The organism is Peptococcaceae bacterium 1198_IL3148, assembly GCA_036763105.1.
Classification (GTDB): Bacteria; Bacillota; Desulfotomaculia; order Desulfotomaculales; family Desulfohalotomaculaceae; genus JBAIYS01.
In genome coordinates this window covers 1-24733 of record JBAIYS010000005.1, presented here as the reverse complement: position 1 = coordinate 24733, position 24733 = coordinate 1, and the positions used below count along the sequence as shown (strand labels likewise).

The following is a 24733-nucleotide window of genomic DNA, read 5'->3' as shown; positions in this document are numbered from 1 at the left end:
TACCTAAATAAGTTTTGGGAGGTCATAGTATGGGTGTCGAGAAAACCTATCAAGAAATTAATGAGAAAATTAAAAGCGGTAAAGCGGTGGTGTTAACAGCAGAAGAAGTTATTTCTTTAGTGGAAGAGAAGGGAGCAACCCAGGCCGCTAAAGAAGTGGACGTTGTTACCACCGGGACCTTTGGGCCAATGTGTTCTTCTGGCGCTTTTCTTAATTTTGGTCACAGCAAACCACGGATGAGAATGAGTAAGGTTTGGCTGAATAATGTGCCAGCTTACGCCGGTATTGCTGCGGTTGATGCTTACATTGGGGCCACCGAGGCGGCGGAAGATGACCCACTGAATAATGATCATCCCGGCAAGTTCCTTTATGGTGGCGGACATGTGATTGAAGACTTGGTGTCTGGAAATAAAGTACGATTAAAGGCCCAATCCTATGGCACTGATTGCTATCCCCGCCGAGAGCTGGAAACGGATATCACCATTAATGATATTAATGAAGCGTTTTTATTTAACCCCAGAAATGCATACCAAAACTATAACTGTGCAGTAAACCTAAGTGATAAAACCATCTATACTTATATGGGGATGCTACAACCTAAGCTGGGTAACGCCCATTACAGTACATCGGGTCAGCTGAGTCCATTGTTAAAGGACCCCAATTTTATCACCATTGGCATTGGTACCCGTATTTTCTTGGGTGGCGGGGTAGGATATGTGGCTTGGCATGGAACACAACATTTTCCTGCTATGCAAAATGCCTCGGGGGTGGAATTGCATCCCAGCGGCGGTACTCTGGCGGTAATTGGCGACTTAAAACAAATGAATCCCCGCTACCTTCGGGGTGCAAGTATGTTAGGCTATGGCTGTTCTTTGTCAGTGGGAATTGGCATACCAATTCCAATCCTTAACGAAGAAGTATTGCGTTGGGTTTCCCGTTCCGACAAAGAGTTATATGCCCCCATTGTGGATTACAGCGATGCCTATCCGAACGGCACCGGGGAATGTCTCGGTTATGCCAGTTATGCTGACTTAAAATCCGGAGAGATTACTATTCAAGGCAAAAAGGTTAAAACTGCCCCCATGTCCAGTTATCCCATGGCAGTAGAAATTGCCACTGAGCTTAAAGAATGGATTATAAAAGGAGATTTCCAGTTGACACAACCGGTTCAGCCACTGCCAGCGGCTAAAGATAACATAGTGGCCAAAGCGCTAAAGGATTAGTTTAGACTTTAAATTCGCTTATAAGGAGTGTATTTTATGTCCCCCAAGAAAATAATTTTACGCTTTTCTGCCGACACCTCGGACCAGCCCATTATTTATCATCTGGTGAAGGATTATGATCTGGTTGTCAATATCATTAAAGGCCACATCAATCCGGAAAAAGAAGGAACGTTAATACTTGAGCTCACCGGAGACAATTATCAACAAGGCATCAATTATTTAGAGGAACAAAATATTAAGGTGCAGACACTGGCCGAACAAGTGACCCATAACCATCAACGCTGTAGCAGTTGTGGTGCCTGTACAGATGCTTGTCCCACCGGAGCGCTTTATTTGCAACGTCCTTCGATGCAAGTTACCTTTGACAGCGATAAATGCGTTGTTTGTCAATTGTGTGTTAAAGTTTGCCCGCTAAAGGCTATGGAGGTTAGGTTCTAACTTGGAATATGTTGAAAGAACATATCGGAAATTGCACCGGCAGCAGGATTTAATTCACTTCCAAGTGGCGGTGAAAGAAACTGATTTGGATGTGGCGGTACAACGTCAATGTTTTAACTCAGAGTTGGTAGAATTGACCAAGGCTCTGATTGAGAAATACCGCAACCAATTAGAAAAATATATAGCAATCGATCCTGAATATGCCACCACGCTGCAACCCCATCCAGTGTTACCGGAAGCACCGCCAATGGTGATTCAAATGGCCGAGGCAGCTAAACTGGCTGGAGTGGGTCCAATGGCGGCGGTGGCGGGGGCTTTTTCTCAGCTCATTGGCAATGAATTATTGCGTCATTCCGATGAGGTGATCATAGAAAATGGTGGCGACATCTATATTTGTTGCCAAAAAAGCAGATGCATTGGCATATTTGCCGCTCAGTCACCCTTCACCAATAGAATTGGACTGGAAATACCAGCCCATACGCCAATGGGGGTTTGCACTTCATCTGGAACGGTGGGGCACTCACTGAGTTTTGGCAAAGCCGATGCAGTGGTTGTACTTGCTCCATCGGTGATGTTGGCCGATGCGGTGGCAACCTCGGCCGCCAACAAAGTACAACAAGTTAGTGACCTTGATAAAGCGGTTGAGTATGCCACCTCCATTTCCGGTGTAATGGGTGCGGTGGCAGTGTTGGAAGACAAACTTGCGGTGAAAGGTCGAGTAAAGTTAATACCTGTAAAATAAAATTGCAATAGCTATCGATTTATGCATAAATTGGTAGCTATTTCATGTTATAATTATAACAAACTATATTTACTAAGGGGGCAAATGCTATGCAGGCTAGACAAATAGAGTTGGATACTAGCGGCAACCTCATATTACCCGATGGTTTGCTAGGGTCTGTACAACTGGTTCCCCATGCGGAAATTATAACTACAATAAACGGTAAACGAGCCTTTGCACCGGTAACGGTGGATAAAAGTGATGCGGTAAAGATTGAGGCTGCCATTAAAGAGGTTGCCGGTGAGGTAATGGTGGATATTTCTAAGGATAAATTATTGGCTTACATCCAGTTAAAACCCACCAAGAAAATAACTCCTAAATTAGGCCTAAAAAACAATTTACAAGGAATGTTGGTGGAAATTTATCCGCAAACTAAATTGGAGTATCAGTTTGATTTATCAATGATACTAAGTACATTGGCACAAAAGGGTATCACCTATGGTATAGACCAGCAGGCAATAAAAACATTATTGCAAAACCCCTCGGATGATAGAGTGCTGATAGCCAGGGGCGTAAAGCCAAAGCCAGGGGTGGATGAATCCATTACCATATTGTTTGATACCAAAAAAGATGATCGTCCTAAAGTTTTGGCCGATGGTAGAGTGGATTTTAAGCAGAAAAAGATAGCCTCGGTTGATATTGGCGAAGTGTTGGCTGTTAAAGTTGCCGGTAAACCGGGAGAGCCAGGGATGGCTGTTGACGGCAGTAAGATAGAACCACCGGCTTACAAAACCCTAGAATTAAAAGCCGGCCAGGGCACAATGCTACAGCAAGATGGCTTTAGTGTGGTAGCATTGGATAGCGGGTTGCCGTCGGTAGCCATTAAAAAAGATGTGTGGACTTTTCAAGTGTTGCCGCTACTGGAATATAGCGATGTAAACCTCAGCACCGGAAACATTGAGTTTAATGGCAATTTAAGAATAAATAAAGATGTTGCCGAAGGAATGTCTGTATTCAGTAGTGCGGATGTAGAGGTGGGTGGGTCGGTATATGAAGCAAAAGTAATCGCCCTAGGTAACCTAACAATACATAAAAATGTGATCAGTTCTTTTATCAGTGTCGGTGGCATGCTTGAATTTCAGGATGATTTAAAAACCAAACTGCAAATTGTAAATAAATCCCTTATTGAGTTATATCAACTTTTGGTTGTTTTAAAACAAAGGTCTAATGAGCTGGGCAAACAATTTCCCACTGGCCAGATGATTGCCGCGTTAATTGGCAAAAAGTTTGGTGATTTGCCCAAAATAGTTGACGAATTGTATACATTGAGTAAACAGAATGCTGTGATCTCAGCCAACATTAAAGACTTAATAAGTGAATTAATAGTTAAGTTTCGTCGCTTAGGTTGGCATAAGGCCAAAGGAATTGAGGAAGTACAAATCATGCAACAACGGGTAGCTACAGCCCTAACATATTTAGACGCGCTAGGTGAAAGCAAAGGCGATGTGGTTGTCAGTTATGCTTTAAATTCCACCATAGAATCTGCCGGTGATGTTCGGGTAGTGGGCAAAGGTTGTATCAATACCATTATCAAAGCTAAAGGCAATGTGATTATTGATTCAATTTTTCGCGGCGGTGCCATTACCTGTCAAGGGACAGTGAAAATTAAGGAAGTGGGTTCTGAAATTGGAGCGAAGACAAGCATTAAAACCAGCGGTAAGGTAATCCAAATAGAAAAGGCTTACTCTAATGTATTACTGGCGGCGGGGTCAAATACCCGAACATTAAATAGTACCGAATATAAAATATACATGAAAGAGGATTAAAAAACAGGCTAAAAATAGCCTGTTTTTTTTAAGTGATGGGTTGTGAAAAACAATACTAGTACTAATATCTTTCTGCTACAACTAAATATATAGCGAAACGTTTATAATAGTATTGTAGAAAAGCTTGCTAATAATTGGTTGCTTTAATAAATACATATTTTATTTTCCTACTATAGTGAAATTATATTTTGCTAATTTTAAAAAAAGCAGAATTTAGGGTACCAAAATATCTAAATATATGTTAGAATTTTCATAAAGCAAAGAATGTTTCCAGCAAATTATTATAAAGGAGGGAAGTCAAAGTGAATATAATCACAAATAACGGTTTGCAACAGATGGATTTTAATTTTATGCAAGAGGTAAAAGAACGGAGCTGCCAACCGATTGATTTGTGTTACCAATGTCAAAGGTGCGCTTCGGGTTGCCAAGTGGGTTCATACATAGATTTTCAACCTAATCAAATAATTCGCATGATTCAGTTTGGGCTTAAGGATGAGCTGTTAAAAAGCTCAGCCATTTGGCTTTGTGTAAACTGTGATACTTGTGGAGCACGTTGTCCCAACGAGATTTCCATTTCTGCAGTAACTGACGCATTAAGGGAAATGGCAATAGAACAAAATGTTGCGGCCAGTGAGAAACGGGTGCACGTATTCCACGATAACTTCTTGAATGCGGTAAAATCCGGTGCTAGGGTGCACGAAGTCACTATGTTGATGAAATATAAGTTGAGGAGCGGGGACTTATTCTCTGATATAAAAATGGGATTAGACTTGTTTACCCGTGGTAAGCTGCCCCTTTTACCCAGCAAGGTTAAAAACAAAGATAAAGTCAAACAAATTTTTAATAAAATTAATGATAATCAAACCCATCTAAATGTTTGTGCTAAAAACAATACGACAGTGTCAGTGGAAGAAAGGGGGTAGTTTAAATGAGATTCGCTTATTACCCTGGTTGTTCCTTAGAGTCCACCGCCATCGAGTTTGACTATTCAATCAGAGCAGTTTGTAAAGCTCTAGAGGTTGACCTGGTAGAATTACCAGATTGGATTTGTTGTGGTTCAACGTCAGCCCACGCCACCTCCCATGACTTGGCCATTGCTCTGCCAGCGCAAAACTTGTTGATTGCCGAAGAATTAAGACTGAACCCACTGGTTCCTTGTTCAGCCTGCTACAACAGGTTAAAAACAGCGGAACATGAGATCAAAAAAAGTGAACAACTGAGGGGTCAAGTGGAAGGTTTACTGGGGCACCGATTTAGCGGTGAAATTAACACCAAATCTGCCTTAGAAGCTTTTGTAAAGGATATTGGCCTGGATGCCATCAAGAAAAGGGTTGAAAATAAGTTAACAGGGCTTAAGGTGGTTTGCTATTATGGTTGCTTGACATCTCGCCCCAAAGAGGCAGTGGCCTTTGAAGACCCAGAAAATCCACAAAGTATGGATCAATTGATGAAATCCTTAGGGGCAGAACCGTTGGTTTGGTCATATAAAACTGATTGCTGTGGGGCCAGTTTTTCTATAACCAAGTCTGATATGGTCTATGGGATGACCGGAAAAATACTTGCCGGAGCAGTAGAAGCTGGGGCTCAAGCCATTGTTACCACATGCCCGTTATGTCAAACAAATTTAGAAACCAGACGTCAAGCTGGAGTAAATATACCAGTGTTTTATTTTACTGAATTAATGGGCCTAGCATTTGGACTAAAGGAAACTAACAGTTGGTTTAAAAAGCACATGGTTGATCCCACACCTTTAATCAGATCGATGACCTTGGAAAGTTAACGCTCTCATGTTCGCTAATAATAAGATCGAAAAATAATGTTATTAATTAACTAAATATACGACATTTGTTTTTAAAGACTGGAGGTGTGGCAAAGAATGAATAGTAATCAAAAACTGCTTACCGGTGCAGTTTTAGTGGTTGGCGGTGGGATATCTGGCATGCAATCCGCTTTGGATTTAGCCGAGGCTGGTTATAAGGTGTATCTGTTAGAAACTAAGCCAGCCGTAGGTGGAACCATGGCCATGTTGGATAAGACTTTTCCCACCAACGACTGTGCGATGTGTACAATGTCTCCTAAATTGGTGGATGTTGGCAGGCACTTAAATATTGAAATCCTAACCAACACTGATTTAGTAAATCTGGAAGGCCAACCGGGAAATTTTAAAGCCAAAGTATACAAACGAGCAAGGTACGTTGATGAAACTAAGTGTATAGCTTGTGGACGTTGTGCAGATGAATGTCCTGTTAAAGTGCCATCGGAGTTTGATGGTGGATTGGGGATCAGAAAAGCCATTTACAAATTGTATGCCCAGGCTACGCCAAATGCCTATGCAATCGACAGCACTAAATGTTTAAGATTAAAGAACCCCAAGGCCTGTGGTAAATGTTTAAAGGCCTGTGAAGCTGGAGCCATTAACCACCAAATGCAAGATGAGGAATTGGTGCTGGAAGTAGGTTCTGTGATTTTATCCCCTGGCTTTGAACCGCTGAAACCGACTCCCTATGGTGAGTATGGTTGGGGTATTTATAAAAATGTATTGACCAGTATTCAATTTGAACGGATGTTGTCTGCTTCTGGCCCCTTCCAAGGACACGTTTGTAGACCTTCCGATCATCAGGAGCCGAAGAAGATAGCGTTTATTCAATGTGTCGGTTCTCGGGATTGCAATCGTGGCAATAGTTATTGCTCTGCTGTTTGCTGCATGTATGCCACTAAACAAGCCATCATTGCTAAGGAACATATGAGTGAGGTTGATACCACCATCTTCTACATGGATATCAGAGCCTATGGTAAGGATTTTGAAAAGTACTATGATCGTGCCCGATTGGAGAACGGTGTTAATTATAAACGTTGCATGGTTTCGTCTGTTAAAGAACTGCAGCAAAGTAACAACTTGTTAATTCGTTACCGGACCCCTAACGGCGAGTTTGTTGAAGAAGAGTTCGACATGTTGGTTCTTTCGGTGGCCTTAAAACCCAGCAGTTCCGCTTCTGAGTTGGCCAAGGCTGCGGGCATTGAGTTGGACGAATATGGGTATTGCAAAACCGATGAATTTAATCCCGGTGCCACCACTAGACCCGGTGTGTATACCGGAGGGGCCTTTGTAGCTCCCAAAGATATTCCGGAAACCGTTGGCGACGCCAGTTGTGCTGCCGCCAGGGCAGCGGCTGCATTGGCCGAAGTGCGGGGGACATTAACCAAGGTTAAAGAATACCCGCCGGAAAGGGATGTTTCCGCTGAAGAACCTAGGGTCGGTGCCTTTATCTGCAACTGCGGTATCAATATTGGTTCAATAGTGAGAGTACCTGAAGTGGTGGAATATGCTAAAAAAATACCCGGCGTAGTTCATTCCGAGGAGTTTTTATTCACCTGTTCCCAAGATAGTATTGAACGGATCAAGGAACGGGTAGTGGAACACAATTTAAACCGTGTGGTGGTGGCATCCTGTACACCGCGAACCCACGCGCCGCTATTTATGGCCAGTATTCGGGAAGTTGGTTTAAACCCATATTTGTTTGAGCAAGCAAATATTCGTGAGCATGCCAGTTGGGTTCACCGTGATAACCCCGATGCAGCCACCGAAAAGGCTAAGGATTTGGTGAAAATGGCGGTTTCCAAAGTTAAATTAGCCAAGCCAGTTCATACCTCTTCCTTTGAAATTAACCGCAAAGCGCTGGTTATTGGTGGCGGAGTTACCGGCATGACCACCGCCCTTAATTTAGCCAACCAAGGCTTTAGTGCCTACCTGGTGGAGAAGGAAGCGGTTTTGGGTGGTAATGCTAATCAGTTGCGCTATACATTGGACGGTAACGATCCGCAACAGCTGGTGGCCGATCTAAGTAGACAAGTAAACGAAAACTCGATGATAGAGGTTTTAACTGATGCTGAAATTACAGAGGTTGCTGGTTACCTTGGTAACTACAGCACCACTGTTAAAATCGGTGACATTCCCAGAGTGTTGGAGCATGGGGTGGTGATTATCGCCACCGGTGCCGAAGAAGCCACACCCACCGAATATTTGTATGGCGAAAATGCTGGAGTGGTCACCCAACGGGAACTGGAACAACGTTTGGCCGAAGAAGATTTAACTGGCATCAATAACGTAGTGATGATTCAATGTGTGGGATCACGGCAGCCGGGAAGGCCTTACTGCAGTCGGGTCTGCTGTTCCCATGCCATCAAGAATGCTTTACGCATTAAAAAATCAAAGCCAAAAGCCAATGTATTTGTGCTGTATCGCGATATCCGTACCTATGGTACGAAGGAGGAGTATTATCGTCAGGCCAGAGAACAAGGTGTAATTTTTGTTCGTTATGAACTGGACGACAAACCGGTAGTGTCTGTCAATGACAATAAAATAAAAGTTGAAATAAAAGACCCGGTACTAAACCGTCAGTTAGTATTGGATTCAGATTTGCTGGTATTATCCACCGGTATAGTTCCCCGGGCCGATAGCGAAAAACTGTCGCAAATGTTTAAAGTTACTTTAAATGCCGATGGCTTTTATTCAGAAGCCCACATGAAGTTGCGCCCCGTTGACTTTGCCGCCGATGGTTTATATTTATGTGGCTTGGCGCACTCACCCAAACTAATTGGTGAATCCTTAGCCCAAGGTAATGCTGCCGCCATTAGGGCACTGTCCATGTTGGGTAAAGATCGCTTGGAGAGCCTGGGTACAGTGGCTACCGTCAATGAAAAATGGTGTAAAGGTTGTGGGCTGTGCGTTAACATTTGCCCATACGACGCTCGCTATATAGATGAGATTAACCATGTTGCCCGGGTAAGAGAAGTACTGTGTCAAGGTTGTGGCGCCTGTGTAGCAGCATGCCCGAGCAACGCCAGTCAGCAAAACAGTTTTGAAAAGCAACAAATTCTTACCATGTTGGATGCAGCTATTTTCTAATACAACTAATTAATTAGAAGGGAGGGCTCAATTGTGAGCATACCAGAACCCAAAAATGATGCTCAATTTGAACCTAAAATTGTTGGCATGATGTGCAACTGGTGTTCTTATACCGGTGCTGACTTGGCGGGTACAAATCGTATTCAATACCCCCCTAACGTGCGCATTGTACGGGTTATGTGCACCGGTTCAGTTGACCCGCTTTATTTAATCAGACCACTTTTAGAGGGTGCTGATGCAGTTTTAGTAGGTGGCTGACACCCTGGTGACTGCCACTATGGTAGTGGCAATTATAAAGCCCGTCGCAAAATTGCGATGGTCAAAGAACTGTTAAAGCAGTACGGCATAGCGGAAGATCGCTTATGGTTCCGTTTTATCAGCGCTTCCGAGGCTAACTACTTTGGTCAAACCATCACCGAAATGGTTGATAAATTAAAACAATTAGGTCCCAACCCATTGGGTAAAGAGTGGCAGACTTAAGGAGGTGAATCCCGTGAAAAACTTTATATTAAAGGTTGAAAACAAAGATCCTGTAGCTGCCGTTGCTGGCTTTATGAAGGGGTTGTTAACCCAAGGTGTTGTGGAAGCATTGTTTGTCCAGCAAATTGCTCGGGGTGGGGCTACAGTTCATGCATTGGTTAAGAACCCAGAGGCACTGGCCGACTCAAACCCACTGGCACCTATTAGTTTGCAAAATGCTGCCCGTTTGGTTGCTGATTTTTCCAATCGGGAGTTGGATCAAAAAGTAGGTGTAGTGTTGCGTTCTTGCGAAGTTAGGGCGTTAATCGAGCTAACTAAGCTAAAGCAAGCCAATTTAGACAACTTGGTGATTATCGGTATTGACTGTCTAGGTACCTTTAACCCCAGTGATTATAGCCAATTGGTCAAATCAGGCAAACTAAATCCGTCAGAGTGGGCAATAAGCGCTGTTGCCGGTGATACTGTAATAGATGGTGTTAATGTGCGACCGGCTTGCCAAATATGTGACCATATCACCGCAGAGCACGGCACCATTCATATCGGTTGGGTAGGTATGGACGCTGCCAATGAACTATTAATAGAAGTTGACGATCAGTACGCTGCCCAAATTAATAGCATTGGGCTGACAGAGGTTGGTGAAAAATCTGAGCGCAATGCAGTAATTAAAAAATTGCTCGATGACCGAAGCGCAGCCAAGGATAAAGCTCTGGCTGAATATAACGAAAGATTTAGCAGCATGGATAATTTAATGACCGAATTGGCCACTTGTTTAAAATGTGGCAACTGTCGTCAAGCTTGTCCCATTTGTTTCTGTCGTGAATGTGTATTTTTAAGCCCGACATTTAACCACGACGCCAGCAAATATTTAACTTGGGCAACTCGCAAAGGGAAAATCGAAATGCCCACCGATACTGTGCTGTTCCACTTAACCAGAGCTAACCATATGGGATCATCCTGTGTAAACTGTGGCCAGTGCGAAGCGGCGTGTCCAAGTAATATACCAGTGAGCGCCATGTTCCAAGTAATGAGTAAGAAGGTTCAAGATTTATTTGAATATGTGCCAGGAAGAGATATTGATGAACCCCTGCCACTGACCACCTATAAAGAGGTGGAACTGGAACCCAGATAAGTAAACTAAGAAAGCATCCTATTCAAAGATAGGGTGCTTTCTTTATGCTGGCATGGTTAAGGGGGCCGCCAAGGAATTGTGTATGCCGAGCTATGCTAATGGCAACAATAGTCTTGGAGGTGAGTGTACTGGACAAGCAGGTTGATGTACTAAATAAAGTGCTTATTGGCGAGCATATGGCTATAGATTTCTATAATATGATTATTGAAAAGTTAGATAACGAGGACTTGCGTCAGTTATTGGTTCAAATTCAACAACAGCATGAAAAACATGTCTTAAACTTAACCCAACGGATTAAAGACATTGGCGGCAGTGTAGAGGATGATTTGGGGGTTAAAGGCATGTTGGCAAAATCTATGTTTAAACTACAGACCCTAGGTAAACTGGATGAATTGGATGCCTTAATGACTCTGTATGACGGAGAAGATAAAGGTACTGCATCTACTGAAAATTTGATGGACCAATTGGATCAAGAGAATAAAAAATTGGTGGAAGAAAATCTGTCCGAAGATCACGATCATTTAAAAATATTAAAAACCATCATTAGCCAGATGGAAGGTAAAAATCTACATTAAAAAAGCACCAAACCAGGTGTCTTTTGCCTTTGCTTTTGAGATAAAAAATTGAAAAACCTGGCACCTGCTGCAGTTAGCGAACGACATATAGTGGCGCAGCGAACCGAAGTTAGCGAAGGAGATTGTCGGAGGCAGGGTGGCGCATAGGACGTGCGCCACCGGCAACTGAGCCATGGACGGCGAATTTGCCGGGAACCCTGCCGGAGACAGCAAAAGACACCCGGTTTCCTTTGCCCGTCATTAGTATTTACCATATGCTACCACCTTACGGATTTTTTGCTTGATTAAAATGTGCTTACATCAGGCTGCGCAGCTTTTGTTTATTGAGAATAATAATTTGTTGCCGGTTTACATCCAGCGTGCCGCCTTTCTTTAAGTCATTGATGATTCTATTGACAGATTCTCTGGAGGTACCAACCATGTTGGCCAGTTCCTGATTGGTTAAGGATAAATTAATTTCAATACCTTTTTCAGTGGCACAGCCATTTTCGCTGGCCAAATCCAGTAATACAAATATCAATCTTCTCCGGACATCGTTTAGCGCCAGATTCATCGCTTTGTCTTGGGCGATGCGCAGGCGGCGGGCCATAATATGCAACATGGAAACAGCGATTTCTGGGTTATCTTTGATTAACTGTTCCATGTCAGCATTGCCTATCGATCCCACGATGGAATTCTGTTGTACCTCTGCTGTTGCCGGGTAACTGGCATCACCGAAAAGCACCACTTCGGCGAAAATCTCCCCTGGATGCACAAAATGTAGAATATGCTCTCGACCATCTTCGGTGCGCTTGGTTAATTTGATTAACCCTTGCTTCAAAATAAACAGGGCTTTCCCTGGTTCGCTTTCAATAAAAATAAACTGTCCCCGTTGGTAGTGGCGGTCTTGGATCAGTTTAGCAATTTTAAGAAGCTGTTCTTCATTGAGTTCTGAAAAAAGAAAACACTTTTTTAAATAGGTAATATTTGTTTTTACCATTGCTCACCTATCCTTTAATTGTTGTGGCCACCAGTGTCATGTGATTTTTAATTTGCAGCGGAGTGCTTTTAAAGTCACCGTAAAAATTAGCTGCTTTAAAGCCATTATTTAATAAAAACTTTTCTAATTCCTGGGGGCGCAATGGGCGCAGTGGAACGGTGCCGGTATCCAATGATCTTTGCTTATAACCATCATTTAGAATTAAGGCTGTATTAAAATCGATTAAACCATCGGCTCTAGATTCATATTGTCTGGTAAAGACTAAGCCTGCTGCCTGGTTGGTGATATCCGGCAGCGTGGTGATGCCCTTTTCGATAATGTAATCATAATTGAGTATTTGCAGTATCAATAACCCATTGGGCTTTAACAACCGATTCATTTCATGCAAAGCTTTGTTAAGGTCATCATCGGTTAAGAGATGAACCAAGGAATTGCCGATACAGATAATGGCGTCAAAGGGTTGTTGTAAATCGGATAAATCCCTCATGTCACCCACCAAAAAGTTAACTTGCTCTATGCCGGCATTTACGGCCTTTTGCTTCGCTAAGCGGACCATGGCCTCTTCAAAATCCACACCGACTACATCTAATCCCCAACGGGCGAACTCTAGACTGTAATTCCCCGAACCACATGCCAGATCAAGCACGCTGTTAATTTTGTGCTCGGCAAACATATGCTTAAAGAAGTTTAATTGGTTTTGTCCCGCAGGGAAAATATAGTCATAGTATTGGGCTAAATTATTATACAATGTCCCTCACTCCTAGCCACTGTAGTTATTTTAACATATCTTAATTATTATCAATTATCCAGATTTTTAATATCCAAAGCAATGACAACTGTATAAAGATACCAAAAAAGAGAAACTATATTACAAATTAGCAGATATTGCTTGGAGGTCAATAAATTACTATGAGGGTAAAATCCAACGTTTGGTGCTCTGTCTTAAGCATTCTGGCGTCACTAAAGTTTGGTATCACGTTATTAATGGTCATTGCCATGGCTGTTTTTTGCGGCACGATAATTCCCCAGGGCGAAGCTAAAATTTACTATCAGTCTGTCTATGGCGATGGGTTAGGAAGTTTAATTTTTCACGTTGGTTTAACTGAGGTATTTAAAAGTTCCTGGTTTGTTGCCTTATCGCTGTTGCTATTGATTAACCTCATGGCTTGCACATACAGAAGATGCCAAAACCTAAAGGCCGGAGGGCATTGGAGCCAGTATGGCTCTCCCATACTGCACCTAGGTTTAGTGGTAATCATTATCGGTAGTTTAGTGAGCGGTTTTTTAGGCCTCAGCGACTATTTTGAAGTGCCAATTGGTAGCACCGTTACGTTAACCGAAAAGGGTTATTCATTTGACATTAAAGTGGAGGACTTCACCATTGATTATTATAGTACTGACGAGCAACAGGGCCAACAGTCACCTAAACAGTATCGAACAACCCTAACATTGATCGAAAACAACCAACCCTTTAACACTGAGGAAATTAAAGTTAATCATCCATTACAGCATGGTGGTACCAAAATATATCAATCCAGCTATGGATGGTTGATGGAAGGAACTGTTACAGCCAACGGGCGGACAAATCAATTTAGTGTTCCAGCAGGTGACACACTGGCGATAAACAACGATTATATTTTGCAGGCCATTCCCGCCACAGCCGATGCCAAAGGAAACTTACTTTATAGATTTGGCACTGCTGGTCATCCGGCATTTACCGGCAGTGCCGAGCCGGGCGAACAGATAAAAACACCCTTTGGCACAGTGGAGTTCAGCGATATTAAACCCTATACCGGTTTAGAAGTGAGGCATGATCCAGGGGTGCCGGTGGTTTGGACTGGCTTTTTGCTACTAACGGCCGGTTTAATGGTTAGACTATATGGTGGCAAACCCAAAGGAGGCTGTTAAATGTTTTATAATTGGGGGTTATCATTAATTAATTTGGCCTTTGTTGGCTATTTAATCAGTGGTCTGTTTTACCTTTTGGTTACTTGGATTAAAAGGGATCTTTTTGGTAAAGCGGCCTATTGGACAGCGGTGCTTTCCTTTGGGTTTCATACCATTGCCATTACCTTGCGGGCGGTTGCCGCTGGCCGGTTGCCCTTTGCCACCATGTATGAATTTGTGTTGTTGTTCTCCTGGGGCGTGGTGATGATTTACTTGTTTGTTCAAGCCAGATTTAAAGTGCCTTTGTTGGGAATGTTGGTGCTCCCTTTGGCGTTGATACTTCTGGCCTACTCATCGGTCCTTAGCCAAGAGATTCGCCCGTTAATGCCGGCTTTGCAAAGCAATTGGCTACAGTTTCATGTGCTTACAGCCATCATATCCTATGGGTCCTTTGGCGTTTCCTTTGCTGTGGCAATAATATATTTACTTAGGGATGAATTGGCAAAGGTTATCCATGGAATGCCCACGTTAGCTGTATTGGAAAAGATGCTGTATCGATCCATTGCCTTTGGCTTTCCTTTGCTTACTCTGGTGTTGATAACCGGGGCGGTGTGGGCCGAACAGGTATGGGGACGTTGGTGGAGCTGGGATCCCAAGGAGACCTGGGCTTTAATTACTTGGATTATTTATGCCGTTTACCTACATGCTCGATTTGCCCAAGGGTGGCGGGGTAAAAAGGCTGCTTGGATGGCAATAGTTGGTTTTTTGGCAGTGCTATTTACTCTGTTTGGAGTGACCATTTTTATGTCTGGATTACACAGTTACGGTTAGGGGGCAATGTAGATGGACAAACATAACATAGTGGTTTTGGGGGCTGGTTATGGTGGCATTAAGGCGCTGCAACAGTTGCACGGTTATCTTAAAGGGAGCAAAGGGTACCAGTTGCTGTTGGTCAATAAGCACAATTACCACATGTTTATGACTCAACTCCACCAACACGCAGCGGGTACCAGTGACACTGATCAAGTGATGGTACCTTTGGACACCATTCTTGAGGGCAAGGACGTCAAGTTTGTTAAGGGATGGGTAGATGGTATCGACTTAATAAATCGCCAGGTGCTGGTGGACCACGGCGACATCAAACTACCGTTTAAATATTTGGTGGTTGCTTTGGGCAGTGAGCCGGAGTATTACAATATTGAGGGTTTAAAAGAATATAGCATGAGTATACGGAGCCTCTATAGTGCGCGGCACGTCAGAAAAAGCATCCAACAAATATTGCGGCAAACCGATAAAAAACCGCTAACCTTTGTGGTGGGCGGTGGGGGCTTAACCGGTATTGAATTTGCAGGTGAATTGGCCTTTCAGCTTAAAAGGAGTGCAAGCCAATATAACTTATTTCCGGGTGATTACCAAATCATTGTGGTGGAAGGAGCAAAGGAACTGCTGCCGGGTATGGATGGTAATATGGCTCACTATGCCAAAGAAACGCTGGAGGAAATGGGGGTACAGGTTATAACCGGTGCCTTGATTAAACGAGTGACAGAGCATAAAATACATTTAACTTCCGGCAAAGATCTTTCCTATTCTCTACTATTATGGGCCGGTGGCATCAAAGGAAATAAAGTTCTAGCCCAGTCTGGTCTTAAAACCGATGCCCGGGGCAGAGTAGAGGTTAATCAATATCTACAATCTTTAGTTGATCCCGAGGTATATGTGGTGGGTGACAGTGCTTTAGCTAAGGACCCTAAAGACAACAAAGTGGTTACGCCCACAGCCCAAGCGGCAATACAACAGGGGGCAGTGGCGGCTTACAATATTTATGCAGATATCACCGGCAAAGAAAAACGAGTTTATCAACCGGTGGTATTGGGAACGTTGGTTTCCATTGGGCGGGGCAAAGCCTTTGGCAATGTAAAAACTTTTAAATTTAAAGGGATTACCGCCTCGTGGCTCAAGGAAGCGATACCGGTTAAATACCGTTACTCCCTAGGGGGGTTAAAGATGTTTACCCAAACCCACAAACAAAGGGAAGATATACAATTACAAGGGGAGCTTTAACACTAAAAAACAGCGCGCAGGCTTTTGCCGGCGCGCTTGTGACATTATCCGTGGATTAGGGCAGGTAAACATCTGGTGCATACCCATAAACTTTGTCCTTGGGTGCGGCATGGCAACAGCGTAAACTGTTCTTCGGTATTGCCGCAACGATGACATTTTTGAATCTCAATATGCACATGACCTTTATTTTTGATATGCTCCTCTACAGCCTCTTCAGAAAAGGCCTCGGCTTCCCTGGCCTCGAGAGAAAGGGCGCCGGTGGGGCAAGTGCCAATACAAAATCCTGCCCCGTCGCATAACTCTTCCTTAATTACCTTGGCCTTGCCATTAACAATTTCAATGGCACCTTCTGCGCAGGGAGATACACAATTACCACAACCGGTACATTTGTCCTCGTCTATTTTAACAATTTGTCTTTTGATTTTAGCCATTATTCTTCCTCCTTTTAATATATAATTTGCCCTATATGATTTCATATAATAACACTGCTAACAATGTTAATAAATGATCTATATCACATCCAATAATAAATTGCAATTGTTTGTGCGGGTGATTAAAATCACACTGATTCTATTAAATTTATCACTGTGATTTTATATCTAAAGTAGTAATCTTAAAGTAAGGTAATTAACCTAGTTAAACAATTTTTGTGTTTTTTGTGCAATAACTTAAATTCAAATGGTTATTATATAAACCAAAGGAGGAATATGCTTTATGAAAATTACCAAAGACATGACAATGGGTTATATTGCTAAAGAATTCCCAGAAACAGTGCCTGTGTTTCAAAGTAAGGGAATGGGTTGCTTAGGTTGCCCCACTGCCCAGTTGGAAAGTTTGGAAAAGGGTGCAGCTTTGCACGGTCTTGATATAGATAAATTATTAAAGGAATTAAACGAAGCAGTAAAATAATCCATACAGTGGGGAGTTAGTGCAATGAACCTTGCTAACCTGATGAATTTACTGCATTATGTTGGAATAACAACCTGGATTGGCGGTATGATTTTTATGATGCTGGTATTAACTCCAGCGGTGGGTGGCAAAGGAGTGCCACCTCAATTTTTAAGATTAATGGGCATTCAACGTTTTCGCAATTTTGCCTGGGGTAGTATCGCGTTATTGTTAATCAGCGGATCTTATCAACTAATTCCTCGGTTGCGTTATCAGGGGTGGGAGCTTTTTAGCATGAGTCGCTATGGACAATTGATGACCTTAAAGCTAACACTGGTGGCAATAATGATTATTATTACAGCGGTGGTAAGTTTTTATATGGCTAAAAGGATTCCGGCAATGGCCCCGGCACCGGGCGAACAACCATCAGTGGCATTAATGAACATGCAAAAACAATTTATTGTTTTATCCAATGCCAACCTAGTTTTGGGATTAGTGATATTATTTATCATGTCAATAATTCGCTAAAATGGGGCTGTTGCAAGGTTTGGTACTGGAGGCAGGCATGAAAATCTGCTTCGACACCGCTTTTTGCAACAGCCTCTACCATCGAATATAGAAATTATTTAACTAACTGTTAGACAATTAGATTGTATAATTGTCTAAAGTTTATTAAAATATTTTTATAGTCTAATAAATGAGGTGGTATTGTGCGACCAATTATTGATCAGGAAACCTGCATTGGATGCGGTAATTGTTATAATGTTTGCCCCACTGAGCCAAACGTTTTTGAAACCGACGATCATGAATCCCAAGTTGTTCATCCCGAGGCCTGTATTGGCTGTATGGAATGTGAGGTTAACTGTCCAGCAAGTGCTATTCGCATGCTGGATGAATAAAATGAAGTCTTATTTTTACAGATCGCAAAGATATATAGTCTTTGCGATTTTTTTATATCTTTTTAGGAAAAATAATAAAAAGGTTATGAGAGGTTAATTTATGAGGGAACTACTAATTAGTGTAATGGAGAATAGTCGACATTGGGTAAATCAAGGGGCGGTAGCTACCTATATCCCGGCCTTGGCCAAGGCCAATGCAAAACATTTAGGAATTTCAGTGGCTGATCTCAATGGGGAAACAGTCACCGTTGGTCACTGTGGTAGCAATTTAACTTTGCAAAGTATCTCGAAACCACTGGCTTTGATGCTGGCGTTAATGGACAGAGGGGCCGATGAGGTCTTTAGCAAAGTAGGCATGGAACCAACCGGTGACCCCTTTAATTCAATTATTAAATTAGAAACCTTAAAATTGGGCAAACCATTAAACCCCATGATAAACGCCGGGGCCATAGCAACCACTGCATTAATTAAAGGTGGCGACAGTAATGAAAAATTTAAGCGTTTATTGCAACTGATAAGGACATTAGCCGGCAATGATAATATTAAAATTAATGAAGAGGTATATCTGTCAGAAAAAGAAACGGCAGACCGCAACCGAGCACTGGCTTACTTTATGCGAGATACCGGGGTGTTAGCTGGTGATGTAGAAGAGGTACTGGATGTATATTTTAAGCAATGTGCAATCGAAGTAAGTTGCCATGATATTGCCCAAATAGCACTATGCTTGGCCAATGGTGGACGCACATTGGCAGGTGAAGTCATAGTGCCATCCACGATAGTAAGGATTATCATTACTTTTATGGTCACCTGCGGTATGTACAATTCTTCCGGAGAGTTTGCAATAAAGGTTGGGATACCGGCCAAGAGCGGGGTGTCCGGTGGTATTATGGCTGTGGTCCCAGGAAAATTTGGTATCGGTGTTTATGGACCGGCATTAGATGAAAAGGGAAACAGTATCGCCGGGGTCTATATATTACAGCAATTATCTGAGCGATTAAAATTAAGTATATTTTGAATGGAGGTAACCACTATGGAGCGTAACATTGCAATATTTGGTTTAATTGTGGATGAACGGGCCTCGCGAGCACCGGAAGTGCAGCAGGTGTTAACCCGTTATGGTGCCCAAATATTGTCTCGCAGTGGAGTGCCTGCTCCCAGTAAAAACCGAGGCATTATTACCTTAACTATGGAAGCATCGGAACAGGAGCGGGAAGAAATGCATCAAGAATTACAACAGATAAGTGGTGTGCAGGTGCGTAGTATGAACTTTGGTACACCCGCCGATGTTTTTGTTAACCAGTAAGGGTCATTAAATTGTAAAGTGACATCCCCAGTAGAAAACTGCTGGGAATGGTAATTGCCCAAGTGGTAATCATTTTACGGACCACTTGCCAATTTACGCTATTTCCATTACTGACTATGCCCACACCAATGACCGAAGAAGAAATCACATGGGTGGTGCTCACCGGTAACTTTAATAGTGTGGCAGTGATGATAATGGTTGCGGAACTGATATCCGCTATCAAGCCATTGGTTGGTCGAAGGGGTGTAATTTTTTGGCCCACAGTGTTGATTATTCTCCACCCACCAACAGATGTGCCCAATGCCATGGCGGTGGCGGCAGAGATTTTAACCCACAAAGGGATGGTTAAATCCGGTTGCCAGCCGGCGGTTACTAACGTGAAGACAATAATACCCATTGTTTTTTGGGCGTCATTGGTACCGTGACTAAAGGCCTGAAAAGCAGCGGTGAAGATTTGCATTTTTTTAAAATACAGATTTGTTTTGGGGAGATTTAGCGATAAAATTAGCAGTTGACATAATAACATTAATATTGAGGCGGTGAAAAGGGCTAGCAAAGGCGAAAATAATAAGCTTTTTATAATGTTTAAAATACCTGGTACGTTAACGGCGCTAAACCCCACAGCTGCTGTTACTGCACCGGCCAGAGAACCCACTAAGGCGTGGGATGAGCTACTGGGTAACCCCCAGTACCAAGTGGCTAGGTTCCAGATAATGCTGGCCAATAGCGCGGCTAAAACAACCCCCAGTCCATTGGTAAGTAGTTTAGGATTGGCTATGCCATCTCCAATGGTTTGGGCTACACCCGTAAAAACCAGTGCCCCAATAAAGTTCAAGGTTGATGCCAGTATTATGGCTTGCCGGGGCAATAGCGCTCCGGTGGCAATAGATGTGGCAACGGCATTGGCGGTGTCATGGAAGCCGTTGATAAAATCAAATACCAATGCCAATATAATAATAATTAAAATAAAAACACTCTCTGACATTTAACCTCCTAAAGGTGATTTCTTTCTATTTAAACTATTGCTAGAGAGTGTGGATTATTAGTGCTATTAAATTTTTATTGAGTGACTTCCTTTACTCTATTGGTACTTTGCTCTACATAGTTAACAAATTTTTCGCCATGAAAGGCTTTGTTTAGGTTATATAGCATGTTAATTCTTTCTGCCAATAAGTCTTTGGTCCTTTCATTGTAAACCACATCTAGGAATTTATAATTGTCTATACGCTTGGCAGTGGAATTAAGCACTTCTCTTCCCTTGTCAGTAATATATACTCGTTTTGTTCTGGCGTCACTTTGATCCACTTCTTTGTGTACCAAGCCGGCTTTTTCCATTCGTTCCACCAGATCCATAACGGTGGATAAATGCCACAGTCCGTACTCGCTGATTTCTGACAGTGTACTGCCGTTTTCAAAATTAAGTATCCATAGTAAATGCTGTTGGGATACCGTTAAGCCGGACTTAGCTGCCGCTTTGCGCCAATCTTCATCAATGGCTTTATGCAAGCCACGAATTAAATTTAATAAAACATGTAAAATTTCATTTTCGTTCTTGTACAAAATATACACTCCTTTATTAAACCGTTAAATAACATATTAAACAACTTACATAAAAATCCTTTTTATAGATAGTTAAATTTATTAAAGGTACTTGAGGGAACCTTCCTCAATACTTATTTGGGAGCCAGTTGCCTCAATCAGTTTTTCAGTAATTAATTTAATGTTTTTTGGCAACAAATATACCGACATTTCCACCTGTTGACCATAGTTAATGGCCAGTTCTTTTCCTTCTGCGCTCTCCAATTCCCGTTTGACCAAACCGACCCACTGATAATCTAATTGAATATGTAATTGTTGATAGATTTGTCTCTCAATTATCCCCGCCTGTTCAATGCCTTTAATGGTAGCTTCGGTATATGCCCTCACTAAACCACCGGCCCCCAGCATAATGCCACCAAAATATCTAGTGACCACAACGGCGGTTTTAATTAAGTTTTTGCGATTAATTACCTCTAACATCGGTCGTCCGGCGGTGCCGCTGGGCTCACCATCATCACTGGAGCGCTGAATCTGATCATTAATTACATAGGCAAATACGTTGTGGGTGGCTTGACTATGCTCTTTTTTGATCTGTTTAATAAAATTGTTAGCCTCATTTTCATCACAAACCGGAGTTGCCGAGGCAATAAACTTAGATTTTTTTATAATAATTTCTGTTTGAGAAAATTTACCTAGTGTCAAAAATCTTTCCATATATATCCCTCCACAATTTATGATAAAATATCCATTATATTCTAGCAAGTAATTAAGTACAAAGGGGCGTTATCGGTTGCAAAATTTGAAGGTTGATTATTTCAAACTATTGTGTGCTTTGTCCACGGCGTTGGATTTTGGTGGTAAAGGGGCAATGCGCCATCATGTGCGGGTAGCTTTAATTGCTCAACGGTTGGCAGAAAAAATCGGTTTAAGTCCACAGAATGTTCAACAAGTGGTTGAAGCGGCCATTATCCATGATATTGGTTCCATCACATGGAGTGATAAGGAAAAACTGTTGGCATTTGAATTGGAGCATCCAGATGAACATTGCTTGGTGGGGGCAAGAATTTTAAACAGATCCCCTTTGTTTCAACCTCTGGTTAATATTATTATATCTCATCATGATCGGTGGGATGGGAAAAATCCTTCTGGTCTAGCCGGTGCAAGTATTCCTTTGGCCAGCAGAATTATTCACCTGGCCGACCGGGTGGAAGTGTTGATAAATAAAGATAAATATATATTAAATCAACGGAATGACATTTTAATCAAAATCAAATCTTTGGCTGGCAAAGTGTTTGACCCAGATCTGGTGTATGTACTGGCCGATCTGGTGGATAAGGAAAGCTTTTGGTTAGATCTAGTTAATGGTCGACAGGGCCAGTTGCTGGCTAAAGGGATTAGTGCTGACCTGATAGATGTGGACTTACCGGGGATGTTAAGTATTGGCGAAGTCTTTGCCCAAGTCATTGACCAAAAAAGTCGTTTTACTCATAATCATTCCCGCATGGTGTCGGCAGTGGCTGGTGAAATGGCGATGTTAGCGGGTGCTGATGACCATAAGTGCCAGGCCATTCGGCTGGCGGGTCTATTGCATGATTTAGGGAAACTGGCCATCCCGGAAACAATATTGGAAAAACCCGGCCCACTGACTAAGGAAGAATTTAATGTAATTAAAGGCCATACTTATTACACCTTCCATATTTTAGAGTTAGTTAAAGGTTTTGAGGACATAAACAAATGGGCTTCTTATCATCATGAATGTTTACATGGACATGGGTACCCCTTTAAAATAACAGCGGACCAGTTGAGCCCGGAGTCCAGAATCTTGGCAGTGAGCGACATTTTTACAGCCTTAGCGGAAGACCGTCCCTATCGCGCTGGTTTATCCCGGGAAAAAGTGGAGAAGATTTTGCTCGATAAGGCGCAGCACCAAGACATAGATGGTAAGTGGGTAGAATTGCTGTTGGATAACTACCATCAACTGATTAAATATAAAGACATGTAATAAAGTAAACGATCCACCAAAGGGAGGATCGTTTGTTTTCCAGCTTAATCGTGATTACAGCCACAGGATGTAGGTGGTATGGCAGCGATACATTCAATTTCCACCAATACATCCTTGGGCAAGCGGGCAACTTCCACACAGGCTCTGGCCGGTGGGTTTTCAGTAAAGTATTGACCGTATACCTCGTTCACCTTGGCAAAGTCATTCATATCCTTAATGAATACACTGGTTTTTACCACATCCTGTAAGCTTCCGCCGGCGGCTTTTAAAATGGCCTGCAGGTTTTTTAATGATTGGTGGGTTTGTTGTTCTACATCTGTAGGGATGCTACCACTTGTGGGATCAACGGGTATTTGACCTGATACATATACCATGGGGCCAAATCGAACCGCTTGGGAATAGGGTCCAATGGCTGCCGGTGCCTGTTCGGTAAAAATTATTTCGCGTTTGTGCATAAGCTTCTGCCTCCTAACAATAATTTGTTCATAGTATGTGCTCAAACTTTATTATTATCATTTTTAAAAACTGATATAACTTTTTGGGAATGGGCTTGCTGATGTTATAATGTTACAGAAGGAAGTGATAATTGTGCATGATTATTTAGTGCGGGCCATTGGTGCAGAAGGACAATTTAAAATTTTTGCTTGTACCGCCACTGACTTAGTGGAGGAGGCCAGGGAAAGACATAATACTTGGCCCATTGCCACCGCTGCTTTGGGTAGAACGATGATATCAGCCCTTCTGTTGGGAGCCAATATGAAAGGTGAAGATATAATTACCATTCGGATAATTGGTGACGGGCCGTTGGGGGCGGTAATTGTCACCGCAGATGCCAAAGGAAACGTGCGCGGCTATGTACAAAATCCCCATGTGCACTTGCCCAGCCCCAAACCAGGAAAGCTGGCAGTGGGTGCAGCGGTGGGCAACGGCTTATTAACCGTTAGTCGTGATCTGGGGTTAAGAGAACCCTTCTCTGGATCTGTGGAATTGGTAACCGGTGAGATAGGGGAGGATTTAGCTTTATACCTAACCAAATCAGAGCAAACTCCCTCCGCAGTGTCTTTAGGGGTATTGGTGGAAACCGACAACAGTGTTCTGGCTGCCGGCGGTTTAATACTGCAGTTGATGCCCGGGGCTGATGAGGGGCTGTTGGATCAACTGGAACAAAACCTATCGGTTTTGCCGCCCATTAGCGGCCTGGTGAACCAAGGGAAAACCCCCGAGGATATTATTGCCATGGTGTGCGCCGGGGTGCCATTTAAGATATTAGAAAAAAACCCAATTCAGTTTTGCTGTAATTGTAGCCGGGACAGATTGGAAAGGATTTTGATTAGTATTGGCAGAGATGAATTGCAAAAAATGCTGGACGAAGATGCCATGGCAGAAGTGCAATGTCATTTTTGTTCTGATAAATATAATTTTAATGAAAAAGACTTAAAAAGGCTGTTAAATGAGCTGACTTAAAGGCTAAATTTAAGCCGAACTGGATAAAGTTCGGCTTAAATCAAAATACATATTGACTTTTTGGCTAAAAAAGTGTAAATTATTAGTTGTCGCTAAGACACCTAAATATAAAATGTGGAACTGTGGTGTAGTGGTTAACATGCCGGCCTGTCAAGCCGGAGATCGCGGGTTCAAGTCCCGTCAGTTCCGCCATTTATGCGGAAGTGGCTCAGTGGTAGAGCATCGCCTTGCCAAGGCGAGGGTCGCGGGTTCGAATCCCGTCTTCCGCTCCAGCTAAAAATTTAAAGTGGAACTGTGGTGTAGTGGTTAACATGCCGGCCTGTCAAGCCGGAGATCGCGGGTTCAAGTCCCGTCAGTTCCGCCATTTATGCGGAAGTGGCTCAGTGGTAGAGCATCGCCTTGCCAAGGCGAGG

General features: G+C 42.7%; 27 protein-coding genes and 3 tRNA genes. 23 read left to right on the top strand and 7 right to left on the bottom strand.

All coding sequences use genetic code 11. The features are described from left to right. Nucleotides 1–29 precede the first annotated feature (29 nt). From V6C27_06285 to V6C27_06240, 10 genes are all read left to right on the top strand, one after another. Nucleotides 30–1223 (top strand): homocysteine biosynthesis protein, encoded by a 1194-nt coding sequence (locus tag V6C27_06285; protein MEG6616034.1) that lies wholly within the window; start codon nucleotides 30–32, stop codon nucleotides 1221–1223. 36 nt (nucleotides 1224–1259) lie between these two features. After that, nucleotides 1260–1661 carry an NIL domain-containing protein gene (locus V6C27_06280; protein MEG6616033.1) on the top strand — a complete coding sequence of 134 codons (402 nt, stop codon included), beginning with the start codon at nucleotides 1260–1262 and terminating at the stop codon, nucleotides 1659–1661. A 1-nt stretch (nucleotide 1662) separates the two neighbouring features. Then, complete coding sequence (locus tag V6C27_06275; protein MEG6616032.1) at nucleotides 1663–2403, top strand: UPF0280 family protein; 741 nt, start codon at nucleotides 1663–1665, stop codon at nucleotides 2401–2403. A gap of 89 nt (nucleotides 2404–2492) precedes the next feature. Further along, nucleotides 2493–4208 (top strand): FapA family protein, encoded by a 1716-nt coding sequence (locus V6C27_06270; protein MEG6616031.1) that lies wholly within the window; start codon nucleotides 2493–2495, stop codon nucleotides 4206–4208. Between the two features lie 302 nt (nucleotides 4209–4510). Further along, nucleotides 4511–5131 carry a 4Fe-4S dicluster domain-containing protein gene (locus tag V6C27_06265; GenBank protein ID MEG6616030.1) on the top strand — a complete coding sequence of 207 codons (621 nt, stop codon included), beginning with the start codon at nucleotides 4511–4513 and terminating at the stop codon, nucleotides 5129–5131. A 5-nt stretch (nucleotides 5132–5136) separates the two neighbouring features. Continuing rightward, nucleotides 5137–5988 (top strand): CoB--CoM heterodisulfide reductase iron-sulfur subunit B family protein, encoded by an 852-nt coding sequence (locus V6C27_06260; GenBank protein MEG6616029.1) that lies wholly within the window; start codon nucleotides 5137–5139, stop codon nucleotides 5986–5988. A gap of 96 nt (nucleotides 5989–6084) precedes the next feature. Beyond that, nucleotides 6085–9114 (top strand): CoB--CoM heterodisulfide reductase iron-sulfur subunit A family protein, encoded by a 3030-nt coding sequence (locus V6C27_06255; protein MEG6616028.1) that lies wholly within the window; start codon nucleotides 6085–6087, stop codon nucleotides 9112–9114. 87 nt (nucleotides 9115–9201) lie between these two features. Beyond that, on the top strand, nucleotides 9202–9594 hold the full coding sequence (locus tag V6C27_06250; GenBank protein MEG6616027.1) for a hydrogenase iron-sulfur subunit: 393 nt from the start codon (nucleotides 9202–9204) through the stop codon (nucleotides 9592–9594). A gap of 13 nt (nucleotides 9595–9607) precedes the next feature. Beyond that, nucleotides 9608–10723 carry a Coenzyme F420 hydrogenase/dehydrogenase, beta subunit C-terminal domain gene (locus V6C27_06245; protein MEG6616026.1) on the top strand — a complete coding sequence of 372 codons (1116 nt, stop codon included), beginning with the start codon at nucleotides 9608–9610 and terminating at the stop codon, nucleotides 10721–10723. Nucleotides 10724–10821: 98 nt separating this feature from the next. Continuing rightward, nucleotides 10822–11298 carry a DUF2383 domain-containing protein gene (locus V6C27_06240; GenBank protein ID MEG6616025.1) on the top strand — a complete coding sequence of 159 codons (477 nt, stop codon included), beginning with the start codon at nucleotides 10822–10824 and terminating at the stop codon, nucleotides 11296–11298. A 295-nt stretch (nucleotides 11299–11593) separates the two neighbouring features. Here V6C27_06240 and V6C27_06235 read toward each other — a convergent pair whose 3' ends face one another. Both V6C27_06235 and V6C27_06230 read right to left on the bottom strand, forming a co-directional pair. Continuing rightward, entirely contained in the window at nucleotides 11594–12277 is a 684-nt protein-coding gene (locus tag V6C27_06235) for a Crp/Fnr family transcriptional regulator (GenBank protein MEG6616024.1), read from the bottom strand. Nucleotides 12278–12284: 7 nt separating this feature from the next. Continuing rightward, the gene (locus V6C27_06230) at nucleotides 12285–13025 is read right to left on the bottom strand and encodes a class I SAM-dependent methyltransferase (GenBank protein MEG6616023.1); all 741 of its coding nucleotides are present in this window, start codon (nucleotides 13023–13025) and stop codon (nucleotides 12285–12287) included. Between the two features lie 161 nt (nucleotides 13026–13186). Between V6C27_06230 and V6C27_06225 the strand changes: the two genes are divergently transcribed. The 3 genes from V6C27_06225 to V6C27_06215 are packed head-to-tail and all read left to right on the top strand — an operon-like array spanning nucleotide 13187 to nucleotide 16225. After that, nucleotides 13187–14185, top strand: coding sequence for a cytochrome c biogenesis protein ResB (locus V6C27_06225; GenBank protein MEG6616022.1), 999 nt, complete (start codon nucleotides 13187–13189; stop codon nucleotides 14183–14185). Continuing rightward, nucleotides 14186–14995, top strand: coding sequence for a c-type cytochrome biogenesis protein CcsB (gene ccsB / locus V6C27_06220; protein ID MEG6616021.1), 810 nt, complete (start codon nucleotides 14186–14188; stop codon nucleotides 14993–14995). It abuts the gene before it with no gap. A 12-nt stretch (nucleotides 14996–15007) separates the two neighbouring features. Next, nucleotides 15008–16225, top strand: a complete 1218-nt coding sequence (locus V6C27_06215; GenBank protein ID MEG6616020.1) for an NAD(P)/FAD-dependent oxidoreductase — start codon at nucleotides 15008–15010, stop codon at nucleotides 16223–16225. A 44-nt stretch (nucleotides 16226–16269) separates the two neighbouring features. On the opposite strand, the gene V6C27_06210 is transcribed toward V6C27_06215, so the two are convergent. Further along, a complete protein-coding gene (locus V6C27_06210; protein ID MEG6616019.1) occupies nucleotides 16270–16656 on the bottom strand; it encodes a 4Fe-4S dicluster domain-containing protein in 387 nt (128 codons plus the stop codon). Nucleotides 16657–16939: 283 nt separating this feature from the next. Here V6C27_06210 and V6C27_06205 point away from each other — a divergent pair, with 283 nt between their 5' ends. From V6C27_06205 to V6C27_06185, 5 genes are all read left to right on the top strand, one after another. After that, a complete protein-coding gene (locus tag V6C27_06205; GenBank protein ID MEG6616018.1) occupies nucleotides 16940–17134 on the top strand; it encodes a DUF1858 domain-containing protein in 195 nt (64 codons plus the stop codon). A 24-nt stretch (nucleotides 17135–17158) separates the two neighbouring features. Beyond that, on the top strand, nucleotides 17159–17641 hold the full coding sequence (locus V6C27_06200; GenBank protein MEG6616017.1) for a CopD family protein: 483 nt from the start codon (nucleotides 17159–17161) through the stop codon (nucleotides 17639–17641). A 182-nt stretch (nucleotides 17642–17823) separates the two neighbouring features. After that, nucleotides 17824–18012 carry a 4Fe-4S dicluster domain-containing protein gene (locus V6C27_06195; GenBank protein MEG6616016.1) on the top strand — a complete coding sequence of 63 codons (189 nt, stop codon included), beginning with the start codon at nucleotides 17824–17826 and terminating at the stop codon, nucleotides 18010–18012. Nucleotides 18013–18112: 100 nt separating this feature from the next. After that, a complete protein-coding gene (gene glsA / locus V6C27_06190) occupies nucleotides 18113–19027 on the top strand; it encodes a glutaminase A (GenBank protein MEG6616015.1) in 915 nt (304 codons plus the stop codon). Nucleotides 19028–19042: 15 nt separating this feature from the next. Next, nucleotides 19043–19315, top strand: a complete 273-nt coding sequence (locus tag V6C27_06185; GenBank protein ID MEG6616014.1) for a TM1266 family iron-only hydrogenase system putative regulator — start codon at nucleotides 19043–19045, stop codon at nucleotides 19313–19315. Here V6C27_06185 and V6C27_06180 read toward each other — a convergent pair. The 3 genes from V6C27_06180 to V6C27_06170 all read right to left on the bottom strand — a co-directional run bounded on the left by V6C27_06180 (nucleotide 19305) and on the right by V6C27_06170 (nucleotide 21568). After that, nucleotides 19305–20300, bottom strand: a complete 996-nt coding sequence (locus tag V6C27_06180; protein MEG6616013.1) for an inorganic phosphate transporter — start codon at nucleotides 20298–20300, stop codon at nucleotides 19305–19307. The two genes, V6C27_06185 and V6C27_06180, sit on opposite strands and share 11 nt — an antisense overlap. Nucleotides 20301–20374: 74 nt before the next feature. Then, nucleotides 20375–20875 carry a MarR family transcriptional regulator gene (locus tag V6C27_06175; GenBank protein MEG6616012.1) on the bottom strand — a complete coding sequence of 167 codons (501 nt, stop codon included), beginning with the start codon at nucleotides 20873–20875 and terminating at the stop codon, nucleotides 20375–20377. Between the two features lie 81 nt (nucleotides 20876–20956). Further along, nucleotides 20957–21568, bottom strand: a complete 612-nt coding sequence (locus tag V6C27_06170) for a YigZ family protein (GenBank protein MEG6616011.1) — start codon at nucleotides 21566–21568, stop codon at nucleotides 20957–20959. Between the two features lie 76 nt (nucleotides 21569–21644). Here V6C27_06170 and V6C27_06165 point away from each other — a divergent pair, with 76 nt between their 5' ends. Next, complete coding sequence (locus tag V6C27_06165; GenBank protein MEG6616010.1) at nucleotides 21645–22856, top strand: HD domain-containing phosphohydrolase; 1212 nt, start codon at nucleotides 21645–21647, stop codon at nucleotides 22854–22856. A gap of 44 nt (nucleotides 22857–22900) precedes the next feature. Here V6C27_06165 and V6C27_06160 read toward each other — a convergent pair whose 3' ends face one another. After that, nucleotides 22901–23311: a RidA family protein gene (locus V6C27_06160; GenBank protein ID MEG6616009.1), complete on the bottom strand. Its 411-nt coding sequence runs from the start codon at nucleotides 23309–23311 to the stop codon at nucleotides 22901–22903. Nucleotides 23312–23420: 109 nt separating this feature from the next. Here V6C27_06160 and hslO point away from each other — a divergent pair, with 109 nt between their 5' ends. The 4 genes from hslO (at nucleotide 23421) to V6C27_06140 (ending at nucleotide 24684) form a co-directional block, all read left to right on the top strand. Further along, nucleotides 23421–24320 carry an Hsp33 family molecular chaperone HslO gene (gene hslO / locus V6C27_06155; GenBank protein ID MEG6616008.1) on the top strand — a complete coding sequence of 300 codons (900 nt, stop codon included), beginning with the start codon at nucleotides 23421–23423 and terminating at the stop codon, nucleotides 24318–24320. Between the two features lie 116 nt (nucleotides 24321–24436). Continuing rightward, nucleotides 24437–24512: transfer RNA gene (locus V6C27_06150), tRNA-Asp, on the top strand. Nucleotides 24513–24517: 5 nt separating this feature from the next. After that, a tRNA-Gly gene (locus tag V6C27_06145) sits at nucleotides 24518–24592 on the top strand. A 16-nt stretch (nucleotides 24593–24608) separates the two neighbouring features. Beyond that, a tRNA-Asp gene (locus tag V6C27_06140) sits at nucleotides 24609–24684 on the top strand. Nucleotides 24685–24733: the final 49 nt, after the last annotated feature.

What these genes read in the sequence shown, in the direction of transcription:
- V6C27_06285 (MEG6616034.1), top strand. Translation starts at nt 30, where the DNA reads ATGGGTGTCGAGAAAACCTATCAAGAAATTAATGAGAAAATTAAAAGC.
- V6C27_06280 (MEG6616033.1), top strand. Translation starts at nt 1,260, where the DNA reads ATGTCCCCCAAGAAAATAATTTTACGCTTTTCTGCCGACACCTCGGAC.
- V6C27_06270 (MEG6616031.1), top strand. Translation starts at nt 2,493, where the DNA reads ATGCAGGCTAGACAAATAGAGTTGGATACTAGCGGCAACCTCATATTA.
- V6C27_06260 (MEG6616029.1), top strand. Translation starts at nt 5,137, where the DNA reads ATGAGATTCGCTTATTACCCTGGTTGTTCCTTAGAGTCCACCGCCATC.
- V6C27_06255 (MEG6616028.1), top strand. Translation starts at nt 6,085, where the DNA reads ATGAATAGTAATCAAAAACTGCTTACCGGTGCAGTTTTAGTGGTTGGC.
- V6C27_06240 (MEG6616025.1), top strand. Translation starts at nt 10,822, where the DNA reads ATGGCAACAATAGTCTTGGAGGTGAGTGTACTGGACAAGCAGGTTGAT.
- V6C27_06235 (MEG6616024.1), bottom strand. Translation starts at nt 12,277, where the DNA reads ATGGTAAAAACAAATATTACCTATTTAAAAAAGTGTTTTCTTTTTTCA.
- V6C27_06225 (MEG6616022.1), top strand. Translation starts at nt 13,187, where the DNA reads ATGAGGGTAAAATCCAACGTTTGGTGCTCTGTCTTAAGCATTCTGGCG.
- ccsB (MEG6616021.1), top strand. Translation starts at nt 14,186, where the DNA reads ATGTTTTATAATTGGGGGTTATCATTAATTAATTTGGCCTTTGTTGGC.
- V6C27_06215 (MEG6616020.1), top strand. Translation starts at nt 15,008, where the DNA reads ATGGACAAACATAACATAGTGGTTTTGGGGGCTGGTTATGGTGGCATT.
- V6C27_06210 (MEG6616019.1), bottom strand. Translation starts at nt 16,656, where the DNA reads ATGGCTAAAATCAAAAGACAAATTGTTAAAATAGACGAGGACAAATGT.
- V6C27_06205 (MEG6616018.1), top strand. Translation starts at nt 16,940, where the DNA reads ATGAAAATTACCAAAGACATGACAATGGGTTATATTGCTAAAGAATTC.
- V6C27_06200 (MEG6616017.1), top strand. Translation starts at nt 17,159, where the DNA reads ATGAACCTTGCTAACCTGATGAATTTACTGCATTATGTTGGAATAACA.
- glsA (MEG6616015.1), top strand. Translation starts at nt 18,113, where the DNA reads ATGAGGGAACTACTAATTAGTGTAATGGAGAATAGTCGACATTGGGTA.
- V6C27_06185 (MEG6616014.1), top strand. Translation starts at nt 19,043, where the DNA reads ATGGAGCGTAACATTGCAATATTTGGTTTAATTGTGGATGAACGGGCC.
- V6C27_06180 (MEG6616013.1), bottom strand. Translation starts at nt 20,300, where the DNA reads ATGTCAGAGAGTGTTTTTATTTTAATTATTATTATATTGGCATTGGTA.
- V6C27_06170 (MEG6616011.1), bottom strand. Translation starts at nt 21,568, where the DNA reads ATGGAAAGATTTTTGACACTAGGTAAATTTTCTCAAACAGAAATTATT.
- V6C27_06160 (MEG6616009.1), bottom strand. Translation starts at nt 23,311, where the DNA reads ATGCACAAACGCGAAATAATTTTTACCGAACAGGCACCGGCAGCCATT.
- hslO (MEG6616008.1), top strand. Translation starts at nt 23,421, where the DNA reads ATGTTACAGAAGGAAGTGATAATTGTGCATGATTATTTAGTGCGGGCC.